Genomic DNA, 20,436 nt, shown 5'->3' with positions numbered 1-20,436 from the left:
CAATCTGAGCGCAAGTTCACAAAATGTTACCAAATACCGCATAAAAATAGTTGTATTTATTCTGCCCAGCCCCGATTAATATAGCTGATATTCGCTAATTTACTGATAGGTTGACATGGTACTCCTTACGATTTACATCTCCGTTGCGATTGGTGTTTCGTTTATTTGTTCCGTATTAGAAGCGGTGTTACTTAGTATTTCACCAAGTTATATCGCCACATTACGCCAACAAAACCACCCTGCGGCGGCAAAACTCACCGCGCTCAAAGATAATATTGATCGGCCTCTTGCCTCGATCTTGACCCTAAACACCATCGCTCACACCATCGGTGCTGCAACCGCAGGTGCACAAGCGACTATCGTATTTGGTAGTGAATGGTTAGGTGTGTTCTCGGGCGTATTAACCATAGGTATTTTATTACTGTCTGAAATTGTGCCAAAAACCATTGGTGCAACTTACTGGCGTCAACTTGCACCATTCTCAGCGACTATGTTGCGTTGGATGGTATTGCTTTTGATCCCTCTAGTGTGGGTATCAGAGCAAATTACTCGTCGTTTATCACGCGGTCATGAGCAACCAAAATTACGTGATGAAATTTCAGCAATGGCGTTATTAGCACACGAAACAGGTGAATTAGGTGAAGGCGAGTCAAAAATCCTAACCAACTTACTGCAATTCCGTGATGTAAGCGTAACGAAAATTATGACGCCACGTCCGGTGCTATTCCGTGTTGATGCAGAGCAAACCATTAATGAATTCTTGTCTCAGCATAAAAATAGCCCGTTCTCTCGTCCATTGGTATATAGCGAGCAGAGTGACAACATTGTCGGTTTCGTTCACCGCCTAGAGCTATTTGCTGAAAGCCAAGCGGGTAAAGGGGGCCAAGAACTCGGTGTATTAATGCGCCCACTACCCGTTATTATGAATAACGTTAGCGTACCTAAGGCTTTTGAGCGCTTAATGCAGGAACGTTCACAGCTTATCTTAATCGTTGACGAATACGGCACAGTACAAGGTCTCGTGACCTTAGAAGATATTTTCGAAAGCCTGGTAGGTGAAGAAATTGTCGATGAAGCCGATAAAAATACTGACATGCAGCAACTGGCTTTCCAGCGTTGGGAAAAGTGGAAGAAAAAGCATGGTGTAATTCAAAATAATGATGAAGAAAAATAATCCTCCATCATGAAAAAAGGGACCTTTCGGTCCCTTTTTTATTATCTCTTTAAACCACTCAGTACATTAGTATTCTTTAGTCAGTACTTGGCGTTTTACTGTCAAACGCTGCGCAATTAATCCGATAACCAAGGTGATTACCGTCGGCAAAATCCAACCTGCGTAATAGTGATATAACGGTAGATTAGCCTCTAGTATCTTATCCATCTGTGCTGGCATCGCTTCAAGAATATGCGTTGCATCAATACAGCCAAAAATCATCGCAACGGCTAAGGTTGCCAATACCATCTTTTGTGATAATTGATGACGCAGTGGTGCAATAATCAGTAATGAAATCGCAATAGGGTGTAACGCAACAACCACAGGTAATGTCACTTTCAACAATTGCGATAAGCCAACGTTAGCAATAATGCCTGATAGCACCATAATCACAATAACACTTTTACGATAGGTCACCGGTGTGAAAGTACGGCTATAAAACTCACTACCCGCAGTTGTCACCCCAATCGCTGTTGTTAAGCACGCCAATACCAATACCGCACCTAATAACAAAGTACCAAACACACCAAAATGATAATTGGTGAAAGCGGTTAAGATCTCACCACCATTAGTGAAGTTTAATCCCAGCCCTTCGCTTGTTACGCCAATATAAGCAAGAGACAAGTACACTAATGCCATTGCACTTGAATACATAAGCGCCGCAATTAAGGTGTATTTTGCAATGGCTTTAGGCTCTTTAACGCCCATACCTTCAATAGCACGGAAGATAACCCAGCCAAAACCAATCGATCCTAACGCATCCATTGTCATATAACCTTGGGTTAAACCTTCAGCCATCGCCCCATTAACATAAGCTCCCGTCGCTTCAGTGACATAACCTGAAGGATATAAAATAGCGACAACAGCCATCACACCTAAAATCGTTAGCAGTATTGGCGTTAACCATTTGCCTAAAGTGTCCACCAGCTTACCGGGATATAACGAGAACAAAATAGCGGCGATACAAAATGCTATAGAAAAAGGGATAAGACCAACATCACCCATGAAGGGAGCAAGACTAAATTGGTAAGCCACGGTGATCGTACGAGGAATAATAAAAGCAGGACCAATCACAATAAACAACATCACCCAAAAGCTAGTTGCTAAAGGTTTCGGTAATGCAGCAGTTAAGTTATCAGAGCCTCGAACCCAAGCGACAATCACCAGCGCAATCGCAGGTAAACCCACTCCAGTTAAAAGAAATCCTGTCATGCCACTTAGAAAGTTATCACCAGCTTGATAACCTAAGAATGGAGGGAAAATTAAGTTTCCCGCGCCTAAATACATGGCGAATGTCATAAAGCCTAATGCGGCAATATTGCGTGCACTTAACATAGTATTCCTTTGATTGTGACTTTCAGCTTGGAGGAAGCGAGATGGGAATATGTTTCAAAGGACCTATCAGCTTCTTCGCAAGCTGACAGTAATGTTTAAATATAAGCAGCCAGCTCTAAATACGTTTTAGAGAGAGCATGAGGAGTTGGCGGATATTACCGTCACACATCGCATATTGCGCAGTAATATTACGACCACAAAAACAGGTAGCGAATGTCATTGCTATAAATGTATGCATTGTACCTCCTCGTGAATAAACCATTATTGCCATAAACAATGTGCTACGGCGCTGTAACGTTATAAACGGTGAAGGGATCGAATTACAATAGCCAAAATAAAATAAGTGTAATGGTGCAAATTCAAATCACCAAGCAGTGATATTCACTGGATTTTAAATCAAAAACCAGAACTAAAAACTTCACAAATCCCAAACATACTGAAACACAAACAATACAAATAATGAAATAACCGTCTTTTCTACGATATTTTGCTTATATAACGAAATATTTTTATGCTGAACAACGCACTTTCACCCGATACAAAAAAAGAGCCCTTAGGCTCTTTTTTTACTGTCATGGCGATATTAGCTGTTAGAGCTCAATACCGATATTACTGACAGGCTCATCACGCAACTCTGCACGAAGATCTTTAATCAATTCAATATCACGTGTTTCCGCTTCTTTTAATGCACGGAAAATCGCCCACTGGGTATCCCATTCCGCACATACTGCTTCATTTTCTTTTTGATTATCGTTAGTGATCTCGATACCTGTTTGTGCGTACTCAAGATTAGCAACAGTTTCTGCCGATAAAGCACTTAGTTTGATCACTGTTTCCATCATAAGATCACGATCTAACATCGCATGAAGAAGATCAGCAAGTGCAACACACGCATCAATCGCAGGGCTTACCGCGTAGATATCAAACTCATCTTCGCTTGGCACCATATCTTCTAATTTTTCTAGCTGATTCTCGAAGTTAATCTTGGCGTTTTTAACGGTCAAAATCTCCCAGACGCTATCTAAGATCACTCGATATTTATAAGAATCAGCAAATCCTGTTTCTGCACAGAAAAATACATAATTTGGGTACATACGCTCACACAAAGACACCATAAATGTCAGGTGTTGCCACGGTTCTAATTTTTCTAAGCGTAACTGGATCGGATTTTTAAGCATGAGATAATCTACAGTAGTGATTTGAAGTGAAGTTTACTTGATAAACGAATAAGGCTAAAGGAAAAGCATGATCAAAGTTTCAGTAATATCAAAGCAACAACAACGCTATACCCAATTATTGGCACAGGCGCAGTTACCGGACCTTTGCTTAACCGATGATCCTTCGCAAGCAAGCATAATTCTAGCGGATCCTCCTTTGATCGCCAACCAACTCGAACAATTACCCAAACTAAAATGGTTACAATCAACATTTGCAGGCATTGATGCCCTCATTAAACCTCACCTACGACAAGATTATTTACTCACTAACGTTAAAGGATATTTTGGCCCTTTGATCAGTGAATATGTTATTGGTCAGTGCCTTAATTACTATCGTCACTTCCACCAATACGCACAGCAACAAACACAATCTTTATGGCAGCCAATCCCTTATCAATCTGTCAGTGGTAAAACCATGGTAATCATAGGAACAGGAAGCATCGGCTGTATACTCGCAAAAACGGCAAAAGCATTGAACTTCTCGGTCATTGGTGTCAACAGGCAAGGCTTATCAGCCTCTACTGATTTTACTCAAACATATCCAATTACAGAATTGCAGCACGCACTCAGCAAGGCTGATGTGATTGTTTCTATTCTGCCATCAACAGAACACACGAATGATATCTATAACCAACAATGCTGGTCGCACTGTCGTAATGCACTTTTTTTCAATGTTGGTAGAGGTAATACTGTTGTTGAATCAGACTTAATTAATGCGCTTGATAATAAACAACTCAACCATGCTTACCTTGATGTGTTCAAGCAAGAGCCACTTAACCAAGATCATCCTTTTTGGCATCATCCAAAAATCAGTATCACTCCACATATAGCGGCGGAAAGTTTTCCAGAACAAGTCATAGAGATATTCAAAACTAATTACCTCCGCTTTAAACAACAGCAAGATCTAAATTATCTTATTGATTTTAAAAGTGGATATTAAAAGTGCAACTATATTTGAACGTACAACTAAGATGAAACAAGTTGATAACTTACGCGATCTTATTCACCACTGCGAGATCTGCAAAGATCACCTAGTACCACGGCCTGTGATTCAATTTAGCTCTAAAGCTAGGTTATTGCTTATTGGACAAGCGCCCGGATTAAAAGTCCATCAAACAGGGATCCCATTCAATGATCCTAGCGGTGATCGTCTACGCCAATGGCTTGGGTTGGACAAAGATACCTTCTATAACCCAGAACACATTGCCATTATGCCGATGGGTTTATGTTATCCCGGAAAAGGGAAAACTGGTGATTTACCGCCTCGCCCAGAGTGTGCACCAAAATGGCATCAGCCAGTGCTTGATCTGATGCCTAATATCGGTATGACATTACTGATCGGACAATACGCACAAAACTATTATTTACAAGATAAGCCGAAAACACTCACAGAAACCGTAAGGCAATGGCAACAATGGGCACCACGCTACATTCCATTGCCTCACCCATCGCCTCGTAATGCCATTTGGCTTAAAAAGAATCCATGGTTTGAATTAGACGTCGTCCCTTATATTCGCCAATACGTCCACCAGCATTTAGCAATCAAAGACCAAGTTTAGAGATAAAAAAAACCCACGCAATTACGTGGGTTTCAGTTTTATCATATCAATTTGGCAAATTACTTATGGTAAGGCTTCGATAATTCATGCACGGCTTCAACAAACACACCAGCATTTTCAGGCGGAACATCCAAGTGAATACCATGACCTAAGTTAAAGACATGGCCTGTACCACCATCGCCAAAACCTTCAAGAATCGTTGCTACTTCTTGACGAATACGTTCAGGTTGCGCATAAAGCATGGATGGATCCATATTACCTTGTAGTGCAACCTTATCACCGATGCGACGTTTCGCTTCTGCGATATCAATGGTCCAATCTAAGCCTACGCCATCACAGCCCGTTGCTGCGATTTGCTCAAGCCACATGCCACCATTTTTAGTGAACAGCGTAACTGGTACACGACGACCTTCATTTTCACGAATTAAGCCATCTACAATCTTATGCATGTAACGCAGCGAGAATTCGTTGTAATCACGTGGGGTTAACACACCACCCCAAGTATCAAATACCATCACAGCCTGTGCACCGGCTTTGATCTGTGCATTAAGGTATTCAGTAACACTATCCGCTAACTTATCTAGCAATAGGTGTAGTGTTTGTGGCTCTGCATACATCATCTTCTTGATCTTAGTGAAAGCTTTAGAGCTACCACCTTCAACCATGTAAGTCGCCAATGTCCATGGGCTACCAGAGAAGCCAATCAATGGTACTTCACCTTGCAGATCATGACGAATTTGACGAACGGCATTCATTACGTATTGCAGCTCACCTTCAGGATCGGGTAAACCAATTTTATCTACGTCAGCTTTACAAGTAATAGGACGTTGGAATTTAGGTCCTTCGCCTGCTTCGAAGTATAAGCCAAGACCCATTGCATCAGGAATCGTCAAGATATCTGAGAACAAGATAGCAGCATCAAGCGGAAAACGCTTCAGTGGCTGCAATGTGACTTCACTTGCTAGCTCAGCGTTCTTACATAGCGACATAAAGTCACCTGCAACGCTACGTGTTTCACGGTATTCTGGGAGATAACGACCCGCTTGGCGCATCATCCACACCGGCGTGTAATCAACAGGCTGTTTTAACAACGCACGTAGGTAGCGGTCATTCTTTAATTCGCTCATTTGAGACTCCATGGGTAAATTCTGCATTTATTGTATCATTCATTACTCAGAACAAAATAGAGCATATCTTATTCTATCAATAGGAAATAACGATACGATAACGCGTTAAACCTGATTGTTAATCATTACAGGGCGAGCTTGAAAAAGACAGCGTATGATCTATTAACCGACGTGCGATTGTCCCTTGTGGCGGTAACTGAGGTAAATGCTCCGCATCAGCCCAGATTGCGTCGGTTAACTCTTCATAATCAGGCTTAATATCACCACTGGCGTAATCAGCAGTAAATCCCATCATCAGATTAGAGGGAAATGCCCACGGCTGACTAGCAAAGTATTGAATATTCGCAACAGTAATGCCTGTTTCTTCCAATACTTCACGTGCAACACATTGCTCTAGTGTTTCACCGGTTTCAACAAAACCCGCAATCACGGTATACATACCTGTTTTATGTCGGGGATGCTGCGCGAGCAAAATTTTCTCATCTTTACGTACCGCGACAATAATACAAGGCGAAACACGTGGATAATCCATTGCCTTACAAATTTGACACTGCATTGCCAATTGGTCTTCACACAACATTGCTTCATGACCACAGCGTCCGCAAAAGTGTTGTTGATAGAGCATATGAGATAATTGGATTGCTCGTCCGACAAGATTAAAAAGCCCTGAATCTTCATTTAATAATTCGCGCAAACTATAGAAAACGTCTGAATCGTCTAAAAACTTAGCTTCTCCCCAATAAACAGGTATCCCATTAAACGTACCTATTTGTCGAATATCACTCATCTTAGTCGCTAAATCAGACATTGCTCGCAATGGAAGCTTACTATTTTCAAGTAGTATTTTACCATTCAGGGTTTCGCAGCAATATGCCAAATTCTCATTTTTTAACATTTTTATTACTTTCATCCTTGCGGCTGCGTAAATTTACTGGCAATCTAAAGTTTAAACCAAGTAGTTATCCGAACAACTAGCTCTCTTTAAAAGAGAAAGATCATCGACTATCGATTTAACGATATCGACATGACCATGAGGACGTGCTCATGCTTAGTAAATTCGAACAAGTCAAAAAAGAATGGGGCGGTCATAATGACGTCATTGACCAATGGCTGATGATGCGTCAACAACTGCTTATCGATTTTTGTAAACTAGCAGGCTTAGCCCCGAAAGAAGAGGCTAACCGCCAACTTCCTACCGCCTCTCAATTATCGTTATTCAGTGAAGCTCTGGTTGATTATATTTCAGCGGGTCACTTCAAAATTTACGATAACGTAATGGAGCGCTGGCATCAAACAGGTTATTCACCTACCGAAGAAATTTCCACTCTTTACGCAAAAATCACTTTAACGACAGATCCATTATTGAACTTCAATGATAAATACAGTGAAGTCAAAAAAGACGATTTACTTGAAAAATTTGATGAAGATTTATCTCAAGTGGGTGAGCTAATGGAACTTCGCTTTGCCCTTGAAGACAAACTGATTGAGCTGATCAGCGACAGTCTATCTTGCCCTCCTGGCGCATAGCCTAGCCATTATAATATGTGGCAGTAACATAGGCTGCCACTTCATTACACACTATCCAACACCTTCTTTTTCCCTCTTACATAACCCGTCCACTAGCCTGATATTTATTACAAACAATAAAAAAGGCACCCCGAAGGATGCCTTTTAGAATCAGTTACGTTGAGAATTAATTCTCGTCGTTAAGACCTGCATTCAATAGTGCCGCTAAGTCTTGAGAGGCTTGCTCTGCATCAACTTGTGGTGCTACTGGCTCAAGCTCAACATCACGCTGCAATTGACGACGTTGGTGGTAAGAGAAACCTGTACCCGCTGGGATCAGACGACCCACGATTACGTTCTCTTTCAGACCACGTAGGTCATCACGCTTACCAGAAACAGCAGCTTCTGTTAGTACGCGCGTTGTTTCCTGGAACGATGCTGCTGAGATGAATGACTCAGTCGCAAGCGATGCTTTAGTGATACCTAGTAAGTCACGAGAGTAACTTGCAGGAGTCTTACCTTCAGCTTCAAGCTGACGGTTAGCAATCGTTACGCGAGAGAATTCAACTTGCTCGCCTTCTAGGAACTCAGAATCACCAGCAACAGTGATAGTTACCTTACGTAGCATCTGACGAATGATAGTCTCAATGTGCTTATCATTAATCTTAACGCCCTGTAGACGGTAAACTTCCTGAACTTCGTTAACGATGTATTCTGCAACTGCGTGTACACCACGTAGACGTAGAATATCGTGCGGAGTTTCTGGACCATCAGCGATTACGTCACCCTTCTCAACTTTTTCGCCTTCGAAAACGTTAAGTTGGCGATGCTTCAGGATCATCTCTTCGTACGGCTGACCTTCACTTGGTGTGATGATCAAGCGACGCTTACCTTTAGTTTCTTTACCGAACGATACTGTACCGGTAATTTCTGCCAAGATAGCTGGTTCTTTTGGCTTACGTGCTTCGAACAAGTCAGCAACGCGTGGTAGACCACCCGTGATATCCTTGTTACCGCCAGATTTTTGCGGAATACGTGCAAGCGTATCACCGATACCAACCATAGCGCCGTCGTCAAGCTGAACAATCGCCTTACCAGGTAGGAAGTATTGAGCTGGCATATCAGTACCAGGGATCATTACATCATTACCATCAGCATCAACAAGTTTGATAGCTGGACGCATATCTTTACCTGCTGCTGGACGAGCTGCTGCATCAGTTACTTCGCTTGAAGATAGACCTGTTAGGTCATCTGTTTGACGAGAAACTGTTACGCCGTCGATCATGTCAACGAACTGGATACGACCAGCCACTTCAGTGATGATTGGCATGGTGTGCGCTTCCCAGTTTGCTACTGTTTCACCAGCAACAACGTCTGCACCGTCACCTTTGCTTAAAATAGTACCGTAAGACAGTTTGTAGTTCTCTTTCGTACGGCCGAACTCATCAATGATGCTTAGTTCAGATGCACGAGAAGTAATTACAAGCTTGCCAGCATTGTTCGTTACGAACTTAGCATTGTGCAGCTTCATAGAACCTGTAGTTTTCACTACAACGCTATTGTCTGCTGCTGCTGCTGATGCCGCACCACCGATGTGGAACGTACGCATCGTAAGCTGTGTACCCGGTTCACCGATTGACTGAGCAGCAACAACACCCACTGCCTCACCAGAGTTAACCAAGTGACCACGAGCAAGGTCACGACCGTAACAGAACTTACAACAACCGAAGTCATTTTCACACGTTACAACTGAACGTACTTTAACTTGGTCTACAGAGTTTGCTTCTAGGATCTCACACCACTTCTCATCAAGAAGCGTATTACGTGGTGCTAGAACTTCTTCTGTACCCGGTTTTAGAACGTCTTCAGCAACAACACGACCAAGAACACGATCACCAAGTTGTTCTTTAACATCACCACCCTCGATTAGAGGCATCATGGTGATACCAGCGTAAGTACCACAGTCATCTGCTGTGATCACTACGTCTTGCGCTACGTCTACTAGACGACGCGTTAGGTAACCTGAGTTTGCTGTCTTAAGTGCGGTATCCGCAAGACCCTTACGAGCACCGTGAGTAGAGATAAAGTACTGGAGTACGTTTAGACCTTCACGGAAGTTCGCAGTGATCGGCGTTTCGATGATTGAGCCATCTGGCTTAGCCATCAGACCACGCATACCCGCCAACTGACGAATCTGTGCAGCAGAACCACGAGCACCAGAGTCGGCCATCATGTATACGCTGTTGAACGATTTTTGCTGCTCTTCTTCACCGTCACGGTTAATAACAGTATCGAAAGACAGGTTATCCATCATCGCTTTAGCAACTTGTTCGTTCGCTGTAGCCCAGATATCGATAACTTTGTTGTAACGTTCACCAGCAGTTACAAGACCTGATTGGAACTGCTCTTGGATTTCAGCAACTTCAGCTTCAGCTTCAGCGATCTTAGTGTATTTAGCCGCAGGTACAACCATATCGTCGATACCAACAGATACACCAGAAAGTGCAGCGTAAGCAAAACCTGTGTACATAATCTGGTCAGCAAAGATAACAGTATCTTTCATGCCCAGCTTACGATAACAGGTGTTAAGAAGCTTAGAAATTTGCTTCTTACCTAGTGCTTCAGTATTTACAAGGCTAAATGACAGACCTTTCGGTACGATAGGCCATAGCATTGCACGACCAACAGTAGTATCAACAAGTTGAGAATTCTCAACAAAGTTACCCTGCTCGTCTTTCACATATTCTGTAATACGTACTTTAACGCGAGCATGAAGCTCAGCCATCTTAGTACGGTATGCTTTCTCAGCTTCAGCTGGTCCAGCAAGGTACATGCCTTCACCTTTCGCGTTGATTTTCTCACGCGTCATGTAGTAAAGACCCAATACAACGTCCTGAGAAGGTACGATGATCGGATCACCAGATGCTGGTGAAAGAATGTTGTTTGTTGACATCATTAGAGCACGTGCTTCTAGCTGTGCTTCTAGCGTCAACGGCAAGTGAACCGCCATCTGGTCACCATCGAAGTCGGCGTTGTATGCCGCACACACAAGTGGGTGAAGCTGAATCGCTTTACCTTCGATTAGGATTGGTTCAAACGCCTGAATACCTAGACGGTGCAGTGTTGGTGCACGGTTAAGCATTACTGGGTGTTCACGAATAACTTCGTCTAGGATATCCCAAACGACTGCTTCTTCGCGCTCAACCATCTTCTTAGCAGCTTTGATTGTCGTAGCAAGACCACGAGTCTCTAACTTACCGTAGATGAATGGCTTAAATAGCTCTAGTGCCATCTTCTTAGGAAGACCACACTGATGCAGACGTAGGTATGGACCTACTGTGATAACAGAACGACCTGAGTAGTCTACACGCTTACCAAGAAGGTTCTGACGGAAACGACCTTGTTTACCCTTGATCATATCAGCAAGAGATTTCAGAGGACGCTTGTTAGAGCCAGTGATAGCGCGGCCACGACGACCGTTATCTAGCAATGCATCAACAGATTCCTGAAGCATACGCTTTTCGTTACGTACGATGATATCAGGAGCAGCCAGATCTAAAAGACGCTTCAGACGGTTGTTACGGTTAATAACACGACGGTATAGATCATTCAGATCTGAAGTCGCGAAACGGCCGCCGTCTAGTGGTACCAACGGACGTAGATCCGGCGGTAGAACTGGCAGTACAGACAGGATCATCCACTCTGGGTTGTTACCTGACTGTAGGAAAGCTTCAACTAGCTTAAGACGCTTAGTTAGCTTCTTACGCTTAGTTTCAGAGTTAGTTTCTTCTAACTCTTCACGCATATTTTCGATTTCAGCATTTAGGTCCATGTTGCCTAAAAGTGCTTTAACCGCTTCTGCGCCCATCTTAGCGTCGAACTCGTCGCCCCACTCTTCAAGTGCATCCAAGTACTGCTCTTCAGAAAGCAGCTGGCTACGCTCAAGGTTGGTCATACCAGGTTCAATAACTACGTATGATTCAAAGTAAAGTACACGCTCGATATCACGTAGAGGCATGTCCATTAACAAACCGATACGAGATGGCAGTGACTTTAAGAACCAGATGTGGGCAACAGGTGAAGCAAGCTCAATGTGACCCATACGCTCACGGCGTACTTTAGTCTGAGTAACTTCAACACCACATTTTTCACAGATCACACCACGGTGCTTCAGGCGCTTGTACTTGCCACAAAGACACTCGTAGTCTTTTACTGGGCCAAAGATACGTGCACAGAAAAGACCGTCACGCTCAGGCTTGAAGGTACGATAGTTGATTGTTTCTGGCTTTTTAACTTCACCAAAAGACCATGAACGGATCATGTCAGGTGAAGCTAGACCGATTTTGATTGCATCAAATTCTTCGGTCTTATGTTGTGCTTTCAGAAACTTAAGTAAGTCTTTCACATTCGGCTCCTGTGAGGAGTTGACCCATAAAGGCGCCAGTCTACTGGCGCCTTCATATTTATACCGGAGTAACTAATAAGTATAGGTGACTAACCCAGTCTTATTCGTCTTCCAGCTCGATGTTAATACCCAACGAGCGGATTTCTTTCAACAATACGTTGAATGATTCCGGCATACCTGGTTCCATACGATGATCACCGTCAACGATGTTTTTATACATCTTCGTACGGCCGTTAACGTCATCTGACTTAACGGTTAGCATTTCTTGAAGGGTATATGCTGCGCCGTATGCTTCAAGCGCCCATACTTCCATCTCACCAAAACGCTGACCACCGAACTGAGCTTTACCACCCAGCGGCTGCTGAGTAACAAGGCTGTAAGAACCGGTAGAACGGGCGTGCATCTTGTCATCAACCAAGTGGTTCAGTTTAAGCATGTACATGTAACCAACAGTTACAGGACGCTCAAATGCATCACCAGTACGGCCATCAAACAACGTTAGCTGACCTGATTCAGGTAGATCACCCAATTTTAGCAACTCTTTAATTGATGACTCAGGTGCGCCATCAAATACAGGTGTTGCAATCGGTAGACCTTTACGAAGGTTTTGTACAAGAGTACGCACTTCCTGATCAGTAAGAGCTTCGATATCAACTTTCTGGCGAGTATCACCTAGGTTGTATACGCGTTGTAGGAAGTTACGGAACTTGTGTAACTCCTGCTGCTCTTTAAGCATATCGTTAAGTTTGTCACCGATACCTTTCGCCGCAAGACCTAAGTGAGTCTCAAGGATCTGACCGATGTTCATACGAGACGGTACACCCAGTGGGTTCAGAACGATATCAACCGTTTGACCTTTCTCATCGTAAGGCATGTCTTCAACAGGGTTAATCTTAGAGATAACACCCTTGTTACCGTGACGACCCGCCATCTTATCACCCGGTTGGATGCGACGACGAACAGCTAGGTATACTTTAACAATCTTAAGTACGCCAGGTGCTAGGTCATCACCTTGAGTGATCTTACGACGCTTAGTTTCAAACTTCTTATCGAACTCAGCTTTCAGTTCATCATACTGCTCTGCAAGCTGTTCCAACTGGTTTTGTAAAGCTTCGTCATCAAGCGTAACAGCGAATAGTGCATCGCGGTTCATTGAAGCAATCTTGTCTTCGCCGTAACCCGCAGATAGTAGAAGCGTACGAACACGAGCAAGAAGACCACCCTCAAGGATCTGGAATTCTTCTGTGATATCTTTCTTCGCTTCTTTCAGCTGCATCTCTTCAATTTCAAGAGCACGCTTGTCTTTCTCAACGCCATCACGAGTAAATACTTGTACGTCAATAATCGTACCAGTAACACTTCCAGGAACACGTAGAGATGAATCTTTAACATCAGATGCTTTCTCACCGAAGATAGCTCGTAGAAGCTTCTCTTCTGGTGTTAGTTGTGTTTCACCCTTAGGTGTCACTTTACCAACTAGGATGTCACCACCCTTCACTTCAGCACCGATGTAAACGATACCTGACTCGTCCAACTTAGAAAGCGCAGCTTCACCCACATTAGGGATATCAGCAGTGATTTCTTCAGAACCCAGCTTCGTATCACGCGCCACACAAGAAAGCTCTTGAATGTGGATTGTTGTGAAACGATCCTCCTGAACTACACGCTCAGAAACTAAGATGGAATCCTCGAAGTTGTAACCGTTCCAAGGCATGAACGCGATACGCATGTTTTGACCAAGCGCTAGCTCACCAAGGTCTGTTGAAGGACCATCAGCAAGAACATCACCGCGTGATACTGGCTCGCCAGGTAGCACGGTTGGACGCTGGTTAATACATGTGTTCTGGTTAGAACGCGTGTACTTAGTTAGGTTGTAGATATCGATACCTGCTTCACCAGGGATCAACTCGTCGTCGTTAACTTTGATAACGATACGAGATGCATCTACAGACTGAACTGTACCACCACGTTTAGCTACAGCTGTAACACCAGAATCAACACCGATTTGACGCTCAATACCAGTACCTACTAGCGGCTTATCAGCACGGATAGTTGGAACTGCCTGACGTTGCATGTTCGCACCCATTAGGGCACGGTTAGCATCATCGTGTTCTAGGAACGGGATCAGAGATGCCGCCACAGATACAACCTGGTTGGTTGCAACGTCCATGTATTGAACATGGTCACGTGGGTGCAGACCTGAATCACCTTTCTGACGAGCAGTGATCAATTCGTCAGCAAATGAACCGTCTTCGTTAAGCGCGGCGTTAGCCTGTGCAATAACGTATAGACCTTCTTCGATTGCTGATAGGTATTCGATATCGTCTGTAACTTTTCCGTCTATCACTTTACGGTAAGGTGTTTCCAAGAAACCGTAAGGGTTACAACGCGCAAAAACAGATAGCGAGTTGATTAGACCGATGTTTGGACCTTCAGGCGTTTCGATAGGACATAGACGACCGTAGTGCGTCGCGTGTACGTCTCGAACCTCAAAGCCAGCACGCTCACGAGTCAGACCACCTGGACCAAGCGCCGAGATACGACGTTTGTGAGTAACTTCTGACAGTGGGTTGTTTTGGTCCATAAACTGTGACAACTGAGAAGAGCCGAAGAACTCTTTCACTGCCGCAGAAATAGGTTTAGCGTTAATTAGGTCTTGAGGCATGATTGCATCAAGATCGCCTAAGCTTAGACGCTCTTTAACAGCACGCTCAACACGTACTAGACCAACGCGGAATTGGTTTTCAGCCATTTCGCCAACAGAACGAATACGACGGTTACCAAGGTGGTCGATATCATCAACTTCACCTTTACCGTTACGGATATCGATCAGTTTACGCATAACATCAATGATGTCTGCGTGGTCTAAGATACCAGGACCTGTAGTCTCTTCACGAAGTAGAGAACTGTTGAACTTCATACGACCAACAGCAGATAGATCGTAACGATCTTCTGAGAAGAACAAGCTTTCAAAAAGTTGCTCAGCTGCTTCACGTGTTGGTGGCTCGCCAGGGCGCATCATACGGTAGATTTCTACCAATGCACTTAAACGGTCAGTTGTGTTGTCGATACGTAGGGTATCTGACATGTAAGGACCGTGGTCTAAATCGTTCGTAAACAGAACTTCAATAGACTTGTGACCCGCCTGAGATAGAAGTGCTAATGCTTCCAGGCTTAATTCCTGGTTAGCCGCTACAATCAGTTCACCGGTTTCTTCGTTGATGTAATCGCGTGATGCGATCTTACCAACGATGTACTCAACTGGTACTTCGATGTGATCAATGCCATCTTTGCCTAATTGGCGAATATGACGAGCAGTGATACGACGACCTTGCTCTACGTAAACTGTACCGTTCGCTTCAATATCAAAGCTTGCAGTTTCGCCACGTAGACGATCCGGTACCAACTCCATAACAAGAGATTTACCTTGAACTTCGAAATGAATTTTTTCGAAGAACATGTCAAGGATCTGTTCTGTTGTGTAGTTAAGTGCACGAAGGATGATAGACGCAGGTAATTTACGACGACGGTCGATACGTACGAATACACTGTCCTTAGGATCGAACTCGAAATCCAACCATGAACCACGGTAAGGGATTACGCGAGCGTTATATAACACTTTACCTGAGGAGTGGGTCTTACCCTTATCGCTGTCGAAGAAGACACCCGGGCTACGGTGTAGCTGGGATACGATAACCCTCTCGGTACCGTTAATAACGAATGTACCGTTATCTGTCATGAGCGGAATTTCGCCCATGTAAACTTCTTGTTCTTTAATGTCTTTTACAGTGCCAGCCGGCGCGTCTTTATCGTACATGACAAGACGTAGCTTCACACGCAGTGGAGCAGAATAAGTTACGCCACGAATCTGACATTCTTTAACATCGAAGACCGGCTCACCGAGACGATAGCTAACGTATTGCAGCTCGGAATTGCCATTGTAGCTCTGGATTGGAAAAACAGAGCGAAAGGCAGCTTCTAGACCGTAATGCCCTTCTGGATCCTGCTCGATAAATTTTTGGAAAGAATCAAGCTGGATCGACAGCAAGTATGGAGCATCCAACACTTGCGGACGCTTACCAAAATCCTTACGGATACGCTTTTTCTCGGTATAAGAGTAAACCATAGGTTCCTCAGATCGCTGATAAGTGATCCAAACTACCCCAATACACACGGGGGGTAGTGACTAAACGTTGTTTATGTGTAGGAACAACCCAATGAAATCAGGGTCGTTTTTTTGCTAGACAGTGGATACAAAACAAGGTGAAAATTACCACTGCCCTACAGCGCAAAAAGGCCGGTGGCAATTTGCCACCAGCCAATAGCCATAAAAGGCTATGAAATCAAATAATTATTACTTGATTTCAACAGAAGCACCAGCTTCTTCTAATTGAGCTTTAAGAGCTTCAGCTTCAGCTTTCTCAACGCCTTCTTTTAGAGGTGCTGGAGCGCCGTCAACTACTGCTTTAGCTTCTTTAAGACCAAGACCAGTTGCGCCACGTACTGCTTTGATTACAGCAACTTTGTTAGCGCCACAAGCTGTTAGGATTACGTCGAATTCAGTTTGCTCTTCAGCTGCATCTGCAGCTGCGCCGCCTGCTACAACTGCAGCTGCAGCAGTAACACCGAATTTTTCTTCCATAGCTTCAATTAGCTCAACAACTTGCATTACAGACATTTCTGCAACTGCGTCTAGGATTTGCTCGTTAGTGATAGACATAACAATTCTCTTTTAAAGTCAACAATAAGTTTAAATAGTAATCAGATAAAACTCTGCTATTAAGCAGCAGCTTCTTCTTTCTGATCACGTACTGCAGCGATAGTACGTACAAGTTTACCAGCAGACGCTTCTTTCATGCACATCATTAAGCGTGCGATAGCTTCGTCGTAAGTTGGTAGAGTTGCTAGTACTTCAACGTTTGCAACAGCGCCTTCAAATGCAGCTGCTTTGATCTCGAATGCTTTGTTCTCTTTAGCGAAGTCTTTAAAAAGACGCGCTGCAGCACCTGGGTGCTCATTAGAGAAACCGATTAGAGAAGGACCAACAAAAACGTCTTGTAGACATTCGAAGTCAGTTCCTTCCACTGCACGGCGTGCTAGTGTGTTACGAACAACTTTAACGTATACGCCAGCTTCACGAGCTTGCTTACGTAAAGTAGTCATCGCACCCACAGTAACACCGCGAGAGTCAGCAACAACAGCAGAAAGTGCACCGTTGGCAGCTTCGTTGACTTCAGCAACAATTGCTTTTTTGTCTTGAAGATTTAATGCCATTGGATTTGCTCCTGGATTGTTTGACACCACTCACTGCTCAAATAGCAGGAGAGTCTTACGGCGCAGATCCAAGAAAGACATACATCAATCATGCTCTGGCACCGTCTACGTAGGTAAATATTAAGTTCCGAAAAACACCTACGGTCTTTGACGGAGGCTAACTGCAAGCAATTAGCCCCAGCCACGAATTCGGAAGCGACAAATTATACACTAACTTATCGCTTCTGCAAATTATTACGCTACGTTAGTTTTCAGAGAGTTCTGATCTAATGCTACGCCTGCACCCATAGTAGTAGAGATGCTTACTTTCTTAATGAAAGTACCTTTCGCTGAAGAAGGCTTAGCTTTCTTCAGTGCAACTAGAAGAGCTTCTAAGTTCTCTTGTAGTTGAGCGGCATCGAAGTTCACTTTACCGATAGTAGTGTGAATGATACCGTTTTTGTCGTTACGGTAACGAACCTGACCTGCTTTAGCATTTTTAACTGCTTCAGCAACGTTAGGAGTTACAGTACCAACTTTAGGGTTTGGCATAAGACCACGAGGACCTAAGATAGTACCAAGTTGACCTACAACGCGCATTGCATCAGGAGATGCGATAACTACGTCGAAGTTCATCTCGCCTTTCTTAACTAGATCAGCTAGATCTTCCATACCTACAAGCTCAGCGCCAGCTTCTTTAGCAGCTTCAGCGTTTGCGCCTTGAGTAAATACAGCAACACGGATATCACGACCAGTACCGTTTGGTAGTACAGTTGCACCACGTACGTTTTGGTCAGATTTACGTGCATCAATGCCTAGGTTAACTGCAACGTCAACACTTTCATTGAATTTAGCAGTAGCTAGTTCTTTTAGAAGAGCAACAGCTTCGTTGATTTCGTACTCACGAGTAGAGTCAACTTTGTCACGGATAACGCGCATGCGCTTAGTCAGTTTAGCCATCTTATTAACCCTCTACCACTAGGCCCATTGAGCGAGCAGTACCAGCAATTGAACGCTTCATAGCTTCAATATCAGCACCAGTCATGTCTGCAGCTTTAGTCTCAGCAATCTCTTGGATCTGAGCGTCAGTTACAGTACCTACTTTCTCAGTGTTCGGACGACCAGAACCAGACTTAAGGCCAGCTGCTTTAAGCAGAAGAACTGCTGCAGGTGGAGTCTTAGTTACGAACGTGAATGAACGGTCACTGTAAACAGTGATAACAACTGGAGTTGGAAGACCTTTCTCTACTGAGTCAGTCTTAGCGTTAAACGCTTTACAGAATTCCATGATGTTAACACCATGTTGACCAAGAGCTGGACCAACTGGTGGACTAGGGTTCGCCATACCAGCTGCAACTTGCAGCTTGATGTAAGCTTCTACTTTTTTAGCCATTGCTATATACCTAAATTTGGGTTCAAACGTCTATTTTTAAACAAACAGACTCCCCGTCTAACGAAAGGGCGCGAAATTATAGCCTAATCTCACGCCCCTGACAATACAACTTGAACAGAATTTGATCAGTTCTTTTCGATTTGACCGAACTCTAATTCTACTGGCGTTGCACGACCGAAAATCGATACAGAAACCTTCACGCGGCTCTTATCGTAATCTACTGATTCAATTGTACCATTGAAATCAGCAAATGGACCATCAGTCACACGAACAACTTCACCAGGTTCAAATACTGTTTTATGAACAGGAGACTCACTAGCTTGCTGTAGACGGTTTAGGATCGCATCCGCTTCTTTATCAGAAATCGGAGCTGGGCGATCAGAAGTTCCGCCAATGAAGCCCATAACACGTGGAATACTGCGTACTAAGTGCCATGTTTCGTCGTTCATCACCATTTGTACCAGTACGTAACCTGGGAAGAACTTACGCTCACTCTTACGGCGCTGACCTGCACGAACTTCAACTACCTCTTCTGTAGGAACAAGAACTTCATCAAAGTGCTCTTCCATACCGTGCATTTTGATATGTTCGCGTAGTGACTGTGCAACTCGGCCTTCAAAACCTGAAAAAGCCTGTACTACATACCATCGTTTTTTTGGAGCTTCGCTCATGAATTCTTACCTCACACGCCGGTAAATAGGCGTACTAAACGGACCATAATGCCGTCGATACCCCAAAGGGCTAACGCCATCACTACAGTGACTGCTAGAACGATAAAGGTTGTCTGCGTAGCTTCCTGACGAGTAGGCCATACCACCTTGCGGACTTCCATGCGCGACTCACTTGCAAAACGAATCGCGGCTTTACCTTTTGCTGTAAATGCAGCAGTGATCCCAGCAACTGCCACTAAAGCAATTACTGCAGATGTACGCAGCACAACAGAAACATCACTGTACAGGTAATTACCAACCACAGCAGCAGCTAGCAAAGCAAAAACTACGACCCATTTCAGGCCATCCATTTTGCTTTCGCTTTCTTGGTTTTCGGCATTCGCATTCATACAACCAACCTGTAACTAGTCTTTATTTAGACGAAAATAACCCCGCTATAGCGAGGCCATGGATGAAGAAAAAGGGGTAAGCCTTTAATAACATTAATAAAAAACTTCATCTTACGAAAATTTATCTCTATCACTTGAACAAAAAACATGCATTTTTGTATTAAAGTGTAGAAAAAGGGCATCAAATGATGCCCTTTTTTGTGCGCTGTCGTCAAATTAAATTCAACGAAGTCGTCGTAACTTATGCAATGATAGTTGCAACAACACCAGCACCAACTGTACGGCCACCTTCACGGATAGCAAAACGTAGACCTTCGTCCATCGCGATAGGTGCGATTAGAGTAACAGTCATAGCGATGTTATCACCA

Annotated in this window: 17 protein-coding genes and 1 pseudogene; 4 read left to right on the top strand and 14 right to left on the bottom strand. The window is 43.8% G+C overall.

The annotated features are described in order from the left end of the window. The first annotated feature begins 115 nt into the window (after positions 1-115). On the top strand, positions 116-1,174 hold the full coding sequence (locus C9J45_RS16450; RefSeq protein WP_005372680.1) for a CNNM domain-containing protein: 1,059 nt from the start codon (positions 116-118) through the stop codon (positions 1,172-1,174). Between the two features lie 66 nt (positions 1,175-1,240). Here the strand turns inward: C9J45_RS16450 and brnQ are convergent, their stop codons facing one another. The 3 genes from brnQ to C9J45_RS16440 form a co-directional block, all read right to left on the bottom strand. Beyond that, positions 1,241-2,548 (bottom strand): branched-chain amino acid transport system II carrier protein, encoded by a 1,308-nt coding sequence (gene brnQ, locus C9J45_RS16445; RefSeq protein ID WP_107207956.1) that lies wholly within the window; start codon positions 2,546-2,548, stop codon positions 1,241-1,243. Between the two features lie 115 nt (positions 2,549-2,663). Then, a complete protein-coding gene (locus tag C9J45_RS21845) occupies positions 2,664-2,786 on the bottom strand; it encodes a hypothetical protein (RefSeq protein WP_255418321.1) in 123 nt (40 codons plus the stop codon). Between the two features lie 352 nt (positions 2,787-3,138). Then, entirely contained in the window at positions 3,139-3,726 is a 588-nt protein-coding gene (locus C9J45_RS16440) for a YjaG family protein (protein ID WP_005372684.1), read from the bottom strand. A 67-nt stretch (positions 3,727-3,793) separates the two neighbouring features. On the opposite strand from C9J45_RS16440, the gene C9J45_RS16435 reads away from it, so the two are divergent. Next, the gene (locus C9J45_RS16435) at positions 3,794-4,705 is read left to right on the top strand and encodes a D-2-hydroxyacid dehydrogenase (protein ID WP_107207954.1); all 912 of its coding nucleotides are present in this window, start codon (positions 3,794-3,796) and stop codon (positions 4,703-4,705) included. Positions 4,706-4,736: 31 nt separating this feature from the next. Beyond that, positions 4,737-5,324, top strand: a complete 588-nt coding sequence (locus C9J45_RS16430) for a uracil-DNA glycosylase family protein (RefSeq protein ID WP_107247343.1) — start codon at positions 4,737-4,739, stop codon at positions 5,322-5,324. A 59-nt stretch (positions 5,325-5,383) separates the two neighbouring features. Here the strand turns inward: C9J45_RS16430 and hemE are convergent, their stop codons facing one another. Both hemE and nudC read right to left on the bottom strand, forming a co-directional pair. Beyond that, a complete protein-coding gene (gene hemE / locus C9J45_RS16425) occupies positions 5,384-6,451 on the bottom strand; it encodes a uroporphyrinogen decarboxylase (protein WP_005372689.1) in 1,068 nt (355 codons plus the stop codon). A 118-nt stretch (positions 6,452-6,569) separates the two neighbouring features. Beyond that, entirely contained in the window at positions 6,570-7,346 is a 777-nt protein-coding gene (nudC, locus tag C9J45_RS16420) for an NAD(+) diphosphatase (protein WP_107292772.1), read from the bottom strand. Between the two features lie 149 nt (positions 7,347-7,495). Here nudC and rsd point away from each other — a divergent pair, with 149 nt between their 5' ends. Next, positions 7,496-7,978, top strand: coding sequence for a sigma D regulator (gene rsd / locus C9J45_RS16415; RefSeq protein ID WP_107207951.1), 483 nt, complete (start codon positions 7,496-7,498; stop codon positions 7,976-7,978). Positions 7,979-8,144: 166 nt separating this feature from the next. On the opposite strand, the gene rpoC is transcribed toward rsd, so the two are convergent. The 9 genes and pseudogenes from rpoC to tuf all read right to left on the bottom strand — a co-directional run. After that, the gene (gene rpoC / locus C9J45_RS16410; protein WP_107207949.1) at positions 8,145-12,362 is read right to left on the bottom strand and encodes a DNA-directed RNA polymerase subunit beta'; all 4,218 of its coding nucleotides are present in this window, start codon (positions 12,360-12,362) and stop codon (positions 8,145-8,147) included. Between the two features lie 100 nt (positions 12,363-12,462). Beyond that, the gene (gene rpoB, locus C9J45_RS16405; RefSeq protein ID WP_107291277.1) at positions 12,463-16,488 is read right to left on the bottom strand and encodes a DNA-directed RNA polymerase subunit beta; all 4,026 of its coding nucleotides are present in this window, start codon (positions 16,486-16,488) and stop codon (positions 12,463-12,465) included. 228 nt (positions 16,489-16,716) lie between these two features. After that, on the bottom strand, positions 16,717-17,082 hold the full coding sequence (rplL, locus tag C9J45_RS16400) for a 50S ribosomal protein L7/L12 (protein WP_105061414.1): 366 nt from the start codon (positions 17,080-17,082) through the stop codon (positions 16,717-16,719). 59 nt (positions 17,083-17,141) lie between these two features. Beyond that, the gene (gene rplJ, locus C9J45_RS16395) at positions 17,142-17,636 is read right to left on the bottom strand and encodes a 50S ribosomal protein L10 (protein ID WP_107207948.1); all 495 of its coding nucleotides are present in this window, start codon (positions 17,634-17,636) and stop codon (positions 17,142-17,144) included. 234 nt (positions 17,637-17,870) lie between these two features. Next, positions 17,871-18,575: a 50S ribosomal protein L1 gene (gene rplA / locus C9J45_RS16390; protein WP_107207946.1), complete on the bottom strand. Its 705-nt coding sequence runs from the start codon at positions 18,573-18,575 to the stop codon at positions 17,871-17,873. A 4-nt stretch (positions 18,576-18,579) separates the two neighbouring features. Further along, positions 18,580-19,008, bottom strand: coding sequence for a 50S ribosomal protein L11 (rplK, locus tag C9J45_RS16385; RefSeq protein WP_005372708.1), 429 nt, complete (start codon positions 19,006-19,008; stop codon positions 18,580-18,582). A gap of 125 nt (positions 19,009-19,133) precedes the next feature. Further along, on the bottom strand, positions 19,134-19,679 hold the full coding sequence (nusG, locus tag C9J45_RS16380; RefSeq protein WP_045084741.1) for a transcription termination/antitermination protein NusG: 546 nt from the start codon (positions 19,677-19,679) through the stop codon (positions 19,134-19,136). Positions 19,680-19,690: 11 nt separating this feature from the next. Then, positions 19,691-20,068 (bottom strand): preprotein translocase subunit SecE, encoded by a 378-nt coding sequence (gene secE, locus C9J45_RS16375; protein ID WP_107207944.1) that lies wholly within the window; start codon positions 20,066-20,068, stop codon positions 19,691-19,693. Between the two features lie 241 nt (positions 20,069-20,309). Beyond that, positions 20,310-20,436 (bottom strand): annotated as a pseudogene (gene tuf / locus C9J45_RS16370) (elongation factor Tu); the annotation flags it as partial.

This window comes from Photobacterium sp. GB-1 (genome assembly GCF_003026165.1).
Lineage (GTDB): Bacteria > Pseudomonadota > Gammaproteobacteria > Enterobacterales > Vibrionaceae > Photobacterium.
The sequence above is the reverse complement of the archived record's forward strand: the minus strand, read 5'-3'. Positions and strand labels throughout refer to the sequence as shown.